A 13614-nucleotide genomic window follows, 5' to 3' on the forward strand; every position below is an offset into this window, starting at 1 on the left:
CTTTTATTAGGCAAAACCTAAACTAATCTTTTCAAAACTAGAAGAGATCAGTTTAGGTTTTTATTTTTGCCAAAGTTCATGTCATCGTGAAGACCTTTGTTTTCTAAAGTTAAAAACTGCGGAATGGAGCGGAAGACACTCGACTCCTGTGGGTGTAGAGGAAAGGTCGAGACCCCACAGGCGAAGCCGAGGAGGCTTGACTTCCTCCCCACGGAAAGCGAGTGTCTGGAGCGAAATGGAACGATTTAATTCTCTGAAAATTGATTACTAAGTAACATAGTTTGCGAAAAGAAATCTATTTATTAAAAAAAATATATAAAGCAAAAACACAACCTAGAGGAGGAAAAAACAATGAAGTACGAAAAATTAGCAAAAGATATCGTGCAAAACGTTGGTGGAGAAGAAAATATTTCTAGCCTTGTTCACTGTGCAACTCGCTTAAGATTTACACTAAAAGACATAAAAAAAGCTAATAAAAATGAACTGGAAAATAATGAAGGTGTACTTAGCGTCGTTCAAGGTGGCGGTCAATTCCAAGTTGTTATTGGTTCACATGTGTCAGAAGTTTTTAAAGAAATCTTGAAAAATACCAATATTAATAATGGAAACTCCTCAGAAGAATTAAAGGGATCCATTCCTTCACAAATTTTTGATGTAATTTCACGAAGCTTTTCACCATTATTAGGAGCACTTGCTGGGGCAGGTATGCTTAAAGCGTTATTAACCGTTTTAGTAATGGTAGGATGGTTATCAGCTGAAAGCAGCACGTATTTAATCTTGTCTGCTGCTGGAAACGCTGTATTCTTCTTTCTACCGATATTCCTAGGAATTACACTTTCTATCAGATTAGGATCTAATCCATATGTTGGTGGGACGATTGGGGCAGCTTTACTAGAGCCTAATTTAACTGGTTTAATTGGTAATCCTGCTTCTTTCCTGGGAATTCCAGCAATTGTTGTTGATTACTCTTCAACAGTATTTCCTGTGTTTATTGCCGTTTGTATTTATGCTGCATTAGAAAAAGGGTTAAAGAAAATGATTCACAAAGATATCCAAATGTTCTTAGTTCCGATGATTTCATTAGTTGTTATTGTACCGTTAACTGTTTTACTGTTCGGTCCATTTGGAACGTATGTTGGAAATGGAATTAGTGTGGTTATCGAATTTTTATCTGAAAGAAGTGGGTTATTAACTGGTGCTGTTATGGGCGCTGGCTGGACATTCTTGACATTATTTGGATTGCATTGGGGACTTGTTCCAATTATCATACAAAATCTTGGTGCAGGTGGAGATCCACTTACTCCTATGTTAGCTGCAGCACCTTTTGCACAAATTGGTATAGCATTTGCAATATTTATGAAAGCCAAAGACAAACAACTCAAAGCTTTAGCAGGATCAACAATGCTTCCTGGAGCATTAGCTGGTGTAACAGAGCCAATACTATATGGTATTATCCTTCGTTATAGAAAGACGCTTGTTTATGTTATTGTTGCTGGTGCAATTGGTGGAGCAATAAATGGTTTACTTGGTACAAAAGCAATGGTATTTGCTTTCCCAAGCTTTCTTGCTATCCCAGCTTTCTCACCAATGAGTTTATTTATCATAGGTGCGTTTACTGCCTTCATTTTAGGTGCTCTATTAACAATATTCTTAGGCTTTGAAAATAAAAAGATAGAGAATCGCGATAATGAAATTATTACACCAAATGATGAACAGTCTGAAGCTTTAACAAAAAGAGAAACACTTGTAAGTCCATTAACAGGTGAAGTAAAAGAGTTATCTGAAGTTAGTGATGCTGCATTTTCTTCTGAAGCAATGGGTAAAGGAATTGCGATTATTCCTTCAAACGATGAAGTTGTTTCACCAGTAAATGGTACTGTAACAGCAGTTTTTCCTACAGGTCATGCGATCGGAATTACTTCTAATGATGGAGCAGAAATCTTAATTCACATTGGAATTGATACTGTTCAACTAAATGGAGAGCATTTCACACCACTAGTACAATCAGGAGATACTGTCACACAAGGTCAGCTTCTAGTAAAGTTTGATAAAGAAAAAATTAAAGAAGCAGGCTTTGATATAATCACTCCTATCATTATTACAAATACAGATCGTTATATTGAGATTTTAAATGTAAATAAAGATAAACGAACTATTGATGCTAACGAAGATTTATTAACACTTATTGTTTAAATTGAAGGGGATACTTTCCCTTTCTTATTACATACATTTTAGGAGGAAAATCATATGACAAATTCAACTAAACAATTTCCAGAGGGCTTTTTATGGGGTGGCGCAACAGCAGCAAACCAAATTGAAGGTGGCTATCATGAAGGAAACAAAGGCTTAAATATTGCAGACGTTCTTCCGGGCGGAAAAGAAAGACTACGTATATTAACTAATCCAGGATTTGATTTTGAGATCGATCATGATAAATATAGCTACCCAAATCACGAAGCGATTGACTTTTATCATCGTTATAAAGAAGATATCGCGTTGTTTGCAGAAATGGGATTTAAAGCATATCGCATGTCGATTGCATGGTCACGAATTTTCCCAAATGGAGATGAACTAGAACCAAATGAAGAAGGCCTTGATTTCTATGATCGTGTATTTGATGAATTACACAAGCATGGAATTGAGCCAGTTGTCACAATTTCTCACTATGAAATGCCTTTAACGTTAGTAAAGCAGTATGGTGGATGGAGAAGTCGAGAAGTGGTTCCTTTCTTTGAGCGGTATGTGAAAGCTATTTTCGCTCGTTATAAAGACAAAGTTAAATACTGGATGACATTTAACGAAATCAATAGTGCTCTTCATTTCCCGATTATGAGTATGGGATTCTCGATTGAAAAGGAAGAAGACAAATATCAATCGATTTTCCAAGCATTTCATCATCAATTTGTCGCAAGTAGTATTGCTGTTAAAGCATGTCATGAAATGATTCCAGATGCTAGGATTGGTTGTATGCTGTTATCTGCTCCTGTTTATTCTTATGATAGTAAACCAGAAAACGTCATGTTTGCTCTGCAAGAAGAAAGAATCTTTAATTATTTCTGTGGTGATGTTCATGTACGTGGTGAATATCCAGCATTTGCGAAACGTTTCTTTAAAGAACATAATGTAAATTTAGATATTCATGAAGGTGATTTAGAATTAATCAAAGAACATACAGTTGATTATATTGCGTTAAGTTATTATATGTCTCTTACACAAGTAAAAGATAAATCTGGATTTGAGATAACACCTGGTAATCTGCTTGAAGGAGTGAAAAACCCATTCTTAAAAGCGAGTGATTGGGGCTGGGAGATTGATCCAGAAGGATTGCGTATTACATTAAATAAACTGTATGATCGCTACCAACTTCCTTTATTCGTCGTTGAAAATGGCTTAGGAGCTTATGATAAAGTAGAAGAAGATGGGTCGATTAACGATGATTACCGAATTGATTATCTACGTAGTCACATCAAAGCAATGGGTGAAGCTATTGAAGATGGAGTCGATTTGATGGGATACACAAGCTGGGGCTGTATTGATGTAGTAAGTGCATCAACAGGAGAATTCTCAAAACGTTACGGATTTATCTATGTTGATAAACAGGATGACGGTAGTGGTACATTGAATCGTAAAAAGAAGAAGTCCTTCGATTGGTATAAAGAAGTTATCGCAAGTAATGGAGAGAAATTATAAGTTTCAGAACAAGATAAATATAGAAATACCTGTGCAGTCATATTAAGTTGCACAGGTATTTTTGTGCTTAAAAATCTAAATTACATAATTAGTAGAGGATATAAAACGTTGCTTCTAATCTAAAGTTCAAAACAACAATTAGGTAGATATTTGTAGAAAAATTAACGAAATTTAAAAATAATAAACTTTACTATTGGGAAATAAGTAGTTTACTATTATAATAGTTATAAGTACAAGTTATAACAAAAACTAGATATTACATTAACTTGTAAGTACATGGTTAAACGCTTCCAAATTTATATAACCATAAAATGTACTTTTTATTTGTACTTACATATCTAAACAGCAAAGGAGACTATTCATGACACCAGACAAAACAAGCATATCATTTAATGACCGCATCCTAGCTCATTATCAATTTAATGATTCAAATTCTGTTGGTAAAGATAGTTCAAGTCATGCTAATGATGCAATTGCAAAAGGTACAATAAAACCACAAATAGGAACAGTAGGAGGAAGAAAAGCTGTTACGCTTGCAGGTGGAGATAACGGTACTTCTTATTTAAAGCTTCCTTCAGGATTTCTTGAAAGTATAAATGACTCTACTGGTATTACTGTTAGTACATGGGTTTATTTAAGAAAAGGAACAAATGTATGGGAAAGAATTTTCGACTTTGGTAAAAGTGCGGCAGGGCCATACCTTTTCTTGTCACGAAATTTACGTGGCGTTTGTTTTTCAGATTCAGATATTGTTGCTGATGCTGGCAAAACATATTCAGCTGGTGAATGGCTACATATTGCGATGTCTGTTAGAGGAACAGAAGGCGGAACATTAAGTAGTGCAGGACCAATTATTTATGTAAATGGTGAAGTTGTTGGAGATGGATCAATTAGCCAAACGTCAAGTGGTACGTATAAGAAGCTACGTAGCTGGTTTGAAACATTTAGTGATCAACAAGGATATAGTCATAACTATATTGGACGATCACAGCATGAGGTAGATACAGATTTCAACGGTTCACTGTCTGACTTCCGTGTGTATAAAGCAGGATTAACACAGGATGAAGTGATTGAAGTAATGTGTGAATCTCTTACAGATGCCCAAATCGTTCAGCTTGCGAAAGACAAATATCTATCATTTCCAATAAAAGTTGTTACAAAGGATGTTTCGTTAGCTTCATCTTTAATGGGTGACAAGGTTACAGTTGCTTGGAAATCAAGTGATTCAGCCGTATTATCTGATGATGGTGTAGTTGGACAAATCACTGAACCAAAAGGTGTAACATTAACGGCTGTAATAACAAAAGGAAATCAAACAACTGAAAAAGAATTTACTGTGTCTGTACTTCCTAGTGGAGTTCCATCACATTTGTTAACTATTGATGGTAATAATGAAGTGTTAGATATTAGTGAAACATTATATGGTCTATTTTATGAAGACATTAACAATGCAGCAGATGGCGGTATTTATGCAGAGCTTGTTCAAAACCGTTCATTCGAGTCATTTGTATTTGATACGTATTCTCATGCTTCAGGTGAGTGTGGCTGTTCAACAGGACGAAATCATCAACCACTTCATGCCTGGTTTGGAGATATTGAAAAAGTAACCGTACATAATACGGGTGGATTGAACGAATATTTTGGAGTAACTGATACAGAAGTTAACTCTCATTACATTACTGCGCCTAATGGCAGCACAATCGTAAACAAAGGATTTACAGATTCTAATCATCATTGTGCGATGTCAATTAAACAAGGTGATAAATATGACTTTACCATTTGGGCAAAAGCAGAATCAGAGGGAAGCATCACATTACAGCTTCAAGATCAGAACGGTGATTCAATCAGCGATTCAGTAACAATTCAAATTGAAGGCGCTAACACGTGGAAGAAATATGGAGTTGACTCGAAGATTGTGTTAACGGGTACGAAAAATGTACTTGGACAGTTAGCATTAACGTTTAATGGTAATGTTTCAATCGACATGGTTTCTTTAATGCCACAAGATGTATGGGGAGCTAGTGAAGAAGAAAGATCACAAACTGCTCATACAAATTATAAAGGCAACTCGAATTATCGTTTAAGAAAAGATTTAGTCAACGCACTTGTTGACTTGCACCCAACATTCCTGCGTTTTCCAGGAGGCTGTATTTCAGAAGGCTCATATATTTGGGATAATGTGTACGAATGGACAGATTCTGTTGGCGATGTTGAGCTACGTAAAGAAAACTTTAATGTATGGGGTTATATGATGACAATGGGGTTAGGTTATATGGAATATTTCCAATTAGCTGAAGACCTTAATGCAACTCCACTACCAGTTATGGCTTGTGGTGTACTTTGTCAGGCGCGATCTGATTATGTCCATCCCGCAGGTGGAGATTTGAGAGATTATTTTGTTAAAACATTTACAGATTTAATTGATTTTGCGATCAGCACAGATTTTGACGGTAACGAGTGGGCAAAACTACGTAAAAAGATGGGCCACGCGGAACCATTTGATCTACGCTATTTAGGTGTTGGTAATGAAAACTGGGGCACAGAGTTTTTCGCTAATTTTGAATACTTTAAAGCTGCGATTGATGATTATATGGAGAAACATTATCCAGATCATGAACTGCATATCCTTTCAACAGTTGGTGCTCAAGCAGATGATGACGCGTATCAAGAAGGCTGGAAGTTTTTAAGTGGTAATTTGAAAGGCTCTGCAACAGTGAACTTTACGGATGGTAAAAATGTAACAGAAGAAACCGTCACTTGGTATGAAAAACAGCCAAACTATATGGATACAATTGCTGATGAGCATTATTATCGTTCGAATGACTATTTATTAAACAATGTTGATAGATATAACTATTATTATAGAGCATATGAGCAAGATGGCAGCTTAAATGAAGCAGAAAGCTCAAAGGTGTTTGTTGGTGAATTTGCTTCAACTGATAAAAATACGTTAGCAGGTGCTGTTGCTGAAGCAGCGATTATGACAGGATATGAAAAAAATTCTGATGTTGTTAAGTTAGCTGCTTATGCACCGCTATTTAACAAAGTATTAACAGACGGCACTTACCGTTGGACACCAGATTTAATTTGGTTTGATGATGAAACAGTTTGGTACACTCCGAACTACTATGTTCAACATCTTTTTGCTAAATATCTTGGTACTACATTGTTAGGTACATCATTCTCAGCTTACCAAAATGGAAAAATGACAGAGCTTGCTCCACATGGTGGAATTGAAATTGCAGCTGGCAATGCTGAGGTACATGTGAAACGTGTAAAAGTTATTGATAATAAAACGGAAGAAATTCTACTTGAACAAGATTTTACAAAAGAATTACATGCTGAATGGAAAGAGATCCCTGGTTCTGTTGGATACACAATTGATTCAGAAAAAGGTCTTATTCTAAAAGCACAAAATGGTGGATTAAACGGTTTATATTTAATGAATGACAATTGGACGGATTATAAAGTGGAAGTAACTGCTTCAAAAGAAGCCGGAAACGACGGTTTTTATGTAGGAGTAGGCTTAACGGATATTTCACCTGAGAAAAAGAATGTTCACGAATATGCTGTAGGTTATAACGGAAATAGCACAGCTGTGAAGGTATACAAAGATGGCATCGAAGGTTATACACTAGGCGATTATTCATCTAGTACGGCTGCTGGTAACCTGCGATCAAGCTGTTATGAAGAGCTGGCAGATCATACTTCATACACGATTACTGTTAATTATGGAGCTGGAACAGGAGATCGCCTTATCTGCTCGTACACAGATGGAACGTTTACAAGTAAAGTGTTGGATTACAATTTAGAAGCTTATAACCGTGATATTTTCAACTCTGTTACAAAAGATGATCAACATGTTTATGTAAAGCTTGTGAATGCAGATCCATTTGAGAAAATAACAAAAATCTCATTAAAAGACCTTGCTGTAGCAGAAAAGGGGAAATTGATTACAGTAACAGGAGATGAAAGCCTCGTTCACACACCGAATGTGAACAAAAAGAACGCTGAACAAATTGTACCTTCAGAATCAGAAATCAACTTAGATGATAACTGTACTGTGGTTACTTTAGCAGCAAATTCAGTAAATATTATTGTGCTTGATAAAAACTAAAAGTTGTCAGGACATGCTTGTCATCACAAGCATGTCCTGTTTCAATACTTTAATGAAAGGCAATCTCCTCATAAACTTTATCTACAAGAACATCATCTGTTACATCAAATTCCATTCTTAAATTGTATCGAATAATCTCTTTATTAACTGAGCCTTCAACAACCTCAATAACATTTCCTTTAAGCCACTCGGCCATCTTTTTTATTTCGTTTTCATTTGTAGAATGATCCATCTTAACCTCTCCTTTCACGAGGAACCTTTTTTATAGAATTTTCTAATAGGAAAATTTATATACGTAATAGAAGTGGTACAGAAGGTCCTGATAAAAATAACAATCCTAAAAATGCATGAAAGATGAACATGTAGGTAAAACCTAATAAGTAAGATTTTAACGATAGAGGTGTTTTTTCTCATGAAGTTTGATCGCTATGAAGTAAAGTTAGATCAGCAAAATAATTATACTCTTATTATCTATCTTGACTCTTACTTAACAGAGTTTTCAGATGAATTTCATTCGTTGCAAATAGAAAAACAAGATTTACAAAAAAACATTCGACAGCTGATCAAAACAAAATTTCCCAACATTCCAATTAAAACGGCAAAAGTTATGGCGGGTACCATTATTGTGACCACTTTATATTTTTATGGAACACCTGGTTTACAGAATCAAAAAATGGTTAGTGCACAAACACTACAAGGAGTACAACACGATACGTACAAGGTTGCTCCAGGTGATAGTTTATCTTTAATAGGCAAAAAATTTAACGTTTCTATTTCCACAATCAAGACGTTAAATAATTTAACTTCTGATACAATTTTCATTGGACAAACGTTAAAATTACCTTTTTTCACGTATACCGTTGTATCAGGGGACAGTCTTTCATTGATTGCCAAACGCTACAATACAACAACTGAACAAATTGCTTCGTTTAATGAATTAACATCTTATACGATTAACATAGGTCAAAAACTTAAAATACCACTTAACATATCAACACCTGTGCAGGAACCAGTTTCAAGACCGATTGAACCTGTCATAAAAGAAGATACATACACAGTTGTATCAGGTGATACTCTTTCACTGATTGCTAAAAAATTGAATACAACTGTCGAAAACTTAAGAACATTAAACAATTTAACAACAGATATGATTTACGTTGGTCAGGTTTTGGTTGTTACAAAGCCTGTTCAAGAAACTGTTATACAAGAACCAACAAATTCTCCTGAACCAGTACCACCAGAAAATGCTACTACTTACACGGTTGTTGCAGGTGATTCGTTATCACTTATTGCTAAAAGATTTTCTACAACTGTAGCTTCAATTCAGGAGAACAATCAGCTAACTTCTACAGTCATTCGGGTAGGACAGGTTTTAAAAATTCCTACAAATCAAGAGATGGTAGTCACACCTGAGATTGTAAAAGAAGAAAACGCTCCAATAGTGTCTACTTCAACTTATACTGTGGTTTCCGGAGATTCTTTATCTCTTATTGCTAAGAAATTCAATACAACCGTCACTGCGCTAAAAGAAAATAATAAATTAACAACAGATATCATTTATATTGGGCAAGTGTTAACGATACCGCAATCAGCACAACAAGCACCAACTGATACGATTGCACCAACTGCTCCAGTAATAGAAGTCCCAAATGTAATTAACCAGTATCTTACATCAAATGTATCACTGTCTGGAACATCTGAAGAAAATGCAACAATCGTAGTAAGGATCAATGATCAACAACAAAATTCTAAAAGCTTTGAATTTGAAGCTGATAATAATGGTCATTATCAACAAAATGTAGATATATCAATGCTCAATGATGGTATTATCACTGTCACTGCAATTGCAATCGATCGTGCTGGTAATAAAAGTAACGAGGTAGAGGTTGCTGTGAAGAAAGATACGTTATCAACAACACCATCGATAACAACACCTGTTATGAAACAAGAAAATATGAATTCGTATTCTATATCTGGTACAGCAGATGCCGGTTCAATGGTAAGTATTACCGCTTCAGATCATACAAAAAATATTAGTACCGAAACGATCGCAAATGAACGCGGAGAATTTCAAATGTTTATCAATGTGTCATCATTACAAGATGGAGATATCACGATTACTGCTAAAGCCATTGATTCATCAAAAAATGAAAGTGATGCGACAACAAAGATTGTGACAAAAGATACAACAACTGCTATACCTAGAATGGTACCGATTTCTTTTATTAATTTAAATTCGTCAACAAATGTTGTTGTCGAAGGAAGTAGTGAGATGAATACCTCGATTTTGCTAACAGCAACAGACGGAATTCAAGAAGTTAGAGAAGAAGTGAAAACAGATGAAACAGGTACCTTTCAACAAACGCTAGATCTCTCAACTCTTAATGATGGAAGTATCACGATTACATCTATTTCAACAGATGCTTTTGGAAATAAAAGTGAAGCCGCAACAATTTCAGTTGAAAAGGATACGAAAAGTAGTGAACCGATTTTAGAGCTTGTTGATGATGTTACTTCACAAAACGCACATCAATATCAACTGAGTGGTTTAACTGAAGAAAATGCAGTGGTAATTCTATCGATCAGAGATGAACAAAATCAAACAATAGAGAAAGAAATGAGAGCTGATGAAAATGGCAGGTTTGCCGGAAGTGTTGATCTTCGCTCTCTTAATGAGGGCAATCTAACCATAAATTCTTACTCAATTGACGAACTAGAGAATAAAAGTAGTGTTTATCAAGGGACGATTGGTAAAAATACCTTCGTTAGTCCTCTCAATTTAGAGTTGCCTTCTTATATTAACATTGAAAATGAAACAAATGTTTCGATCGCAGGCTTTGCTCTTCCAGGGGCAGCAATCTTGATGACTTTTACAGACAAAAATAATACAGTGGAAAATGTGGAAACAACAGCAAATGAGGATGGAGAATATGAAGTTATAGTAGATCTAAGTGCTTTGCAGGATGAAGAAATCATTGTAACTGCTTTTCAAACGAGTGTAGCGGGAATCAAGAGTGAAGGTGCTGAAAATAGATTAGTCAAAGATGTTGGAATACCAATTGCTCCAACTTTTCATAATTCTTCCTACATTAACAGTGAAAATCAATATGCCTATGACTTATCTGGAAGTGCTGAAGAAAATGCGCTTATCAGCATAACAATTATTCAACAGAATGACCATTCCATTGATCTAGAAACAACATCGGATGAATCAGGAGAGTTTACGATTCCGGTTGATTTATCATCGTTCAATGATGGAGATATTCTATTCACTCTTACTCAATCCGATTCGGCGGGAAATAAAGGTGAGTCTATTTCTAAAGTTTTAATAAAAGACACGATATCACCGACGAATGTAGAGTTGAATGCCTTAAGATCAATTTTTAGTGGGAATGTTTACAATTATCAAGTCAGCGGTGTGGCTGATCCACACACATCACTTTCTTTGCTATTTTCTGATGGTGAAAATACACTAACACAAACAGTCGAATCAGATGAAAATGGAGTTTTTGAAATGAACGTTGATATGAGTACGCTAACCGATGGAGAAATTCATGTCTCTCTTCAAACAAAAGATTCTGCTGGTAACGTAGGAGAGCTTAGGCCTGCTATTATAACAAAAGATACAACTTCACCTGCAGAAGCGGTTGTGACAGTGGCGCCATATATTAATCAAGAAAATATGAGTGCATATAAAGTTAGTGGAGCAAGTGTTGAAGAAGGAGCGACTGTTACAATTACAGCAACTGATGGAAGTACAACATTGGAAGAAACAGCTTTAGTTATAAATGGAAGCTTTTCTACAGATCTTGATCTTTCAACACTAAAAGAAGGGGTCATTACTTTTACGATCACACAGAGAGACAGAGCAGGAAATACAAGCATTGTACAGGCATCTACGATTGAAAAAGATTCAATGATAAAAGAGCCGATCGTTTCTAAAAATGGATTTCGCTATGAAAACCTTCAGTCGGTTTATACATTGATTGGAACAGCTGAGCCAAATGCTACAATTGATGTGGGAGTTAGGAATCAAAATGGAGAAAGTCTTTTAACCACTTCTTCAGAAGCAGACAACAATGGCTTTTACACAATTTCCATGTATCTAGATGTTTTAGAAGCAAGAGGAAATATTACAGTATCCATCTCACAAACAGATTTGGCAGGAAATATAAGTGAAATCAAAACAATTACTCTTCAAGCTCATACAGTTAGTGAAGGAGAAACACTAGAGGATATTGCGAAAAGGTATAACACATCCGTTGTAGCACTAACATCTCTTAATCAGCTTTCAAGCAGTATTGTATCCGCAAACCAACAGCTGTTATTGCCTATTAGTGCTAGTGAAGTGATTAATTTAGGTTATATGTATTTTGGGAATACAAAAGATTATATCAATATGGTAAATTCAACTTCACATTCAGTAAATGTTGTGGCGCCGAGTTACTTTGATATTCATCCTGATGGAACTTTAAAACTCACGTATCAAGTAGATGCTTCTTTTATATCGATGATGCATATGCAAGGAAAACGAGTTGTTCCTTTCTTAAGTAATCATTGGGATCGAGAACTTGGACGTGCGATGCTAGCAAATAAAGAACTAGCAGCACAGCAAATAGCAGATGCTATCGAACGATACAATTTAGACGGTGTGAATGTTGATATTGAAAATGTCACAGCTGAGGATCGTCAAGATTATACAGAGTTTGTTCGTCTTTTACGTGAGAAAATTCCAAGTACAAAGGAAGTATCTGTTGCTGTTGCAGCAAATCCAAATGGATGGACAACTGGTTGGCATGGTTCCTATGATTATACAGAGCTAGCCAAATACGCTGATTACCTTATGATTATGAGTTATGATGAAAGCTATCCTGGTGGAGAAGCAGGCTCAGTTGCAAGCTATAATTGGGTGGAGAGATCTGTTCAATATGCATTAAGTCAAAATGTTTCCAGTGATAAGATCGTTCTAGGTGTGGCACATTTTGGAAGGTATTGGATGGAAGGAGCTTCATATGGAGGACATGGTATCTCAAACTCTCAAGTGCAAATGATGATTGACAGATACGATGGTGAAGTCATATTCGATGAATTAAGTAAAACACCAAAAGCGATCATTACGATTCGAGAAGGTGATCCGGTAACTGTTATTGGTGGAAACACTCTTGAACCAGGCACATACGAAATATGGTTCGAAAACGAAGAATCCATTTCACATAAGCTATCTCTAGTTAGTCAATATAACCTCAAAGGTGTAGGAAACTGGAGTATTGGCCAGGAAAACACAGAAGTATGGAAAACGTATGCCACATCACTTCCACAAACATTAGCAGTAGCAACAACAGCTGTCACATCACCTAGTTATTTGGAATACAGAGTAGTAGCAGGTGACACACTATGGCTAATTGCCCAAAGAAATAATACAACGGTTCAAACAATAAAAGAAATCAATGGATTATCATCAGATTCTTTAACAATTGGTCAAATTTTAAAGCTGCCTCAAAAACAACAAGAACCAGTTACTGAGGTTACTGTTAGTACAACTACGTATAAAGTGTTAAGTGGTGATTCTCTATCATTGATTGCTAAAAAGTTTAATACTACGGTTACAGCGATTAAGGAAGAAAATCATTTATCCTCAGATATGATTTATGTCGGGCAAGTACTAGTGATTCCTAGTGCTACATGATTTTAGTTATAAAAATAAGAGCGCAGATTGACTGCGCTCTTATTTAGTACATTATTTTAAAACAAAGTTTAAAGCTTGGTATTGATTTCTACCACTTTGATGATTGGAGAAAAATAAAGAA

General features: G+C 35.6%; 5 protein-coding genes. 4 read left to right on the forward strand and 1 reads right to left on the reverse strand.

Translation table 11 applies throughout. The features are described from left to right. Positions 1–351: 351 nt before the first annotated feature. The 3 genes from FS935_RS19370 to FS935_RS19380 all read left to right on the forward strand — a co-directional run bounded on the left by FS935_RS19370 (position 352) and on the right by FS935_RS19380 (position 7807). Entirely contained in the window at positions 352–2193 is a 1842-nt protein-coding gene (locus FS935_RS19370; protein ID WP_146950296.1) for a beta-glucoside-specific PTS transporter subunit IIABC, read from the forward strand. Between the two features lie 54 nt (positions 2194–2247). Then, positions 2248–3690: a glycoside hydrolase family 1 protein gene (locus tag FS935_RS19375; protein ID WP_146950297.1), complete on the forward strand. Its 1443-nt coding sequence runs from the start codon at positions 2248–2250 to the stop codon at positions 3688–3690. A 361-nt stretch (positions 3691–4051) separates the two neighbouring features. Beyond that, positions 4052–7807 (forward strand): alpha-L-arabinofuranosidase family protein, encoded by a 3756-nt coding sequence (locus tag FS935_RS19380; protein WP_146950298.1) that lies wholly within the window; start codon positions 4052–4054, stop codon positions 7805–7807. Between the two features lie 49 nt (positions 7808–7856). Here FS935_RS19380 and FS935_RS19385 read toward each other — a convergent pair whose 3' ends face one another. Continuing rightward, a complete protein-coding gene (locus FS935_RS19385) occupies positions 7857–8039 on the reverse strand; it encodes a hypothetical protein (protein WP_146950299.1) in 183 nt (60 codons plus the stop codon). A 180-nt stretch (positions 8040–8219) separates the two neighbouring features. On the opposite strand from FS935_RS19385, the gene FS935_RS24030 reads away from it, so the two are divergent. Continuing rightward, complete coding sequence (locus FS935_RS24030) at positions 8220–13493, forward strand: LysM peptidoglycan-binding domain-containing protein (RefSeq protein WP_240050970.1); 5274 nt, start codon at positions 8220–8222, stop codon at positions 13491–13493. Positions 13494–13614: the final 121 nt, after the last annotated feature.

The sequence above is a fragment of the Metabacillus litoralis genome, from assembly GCF_007994985.1.
GTDB lineage: Bacteria > Bacillota > Bacilli > Bacillales > Bacillaceae > Metabacillus > Metabacillus litoralis.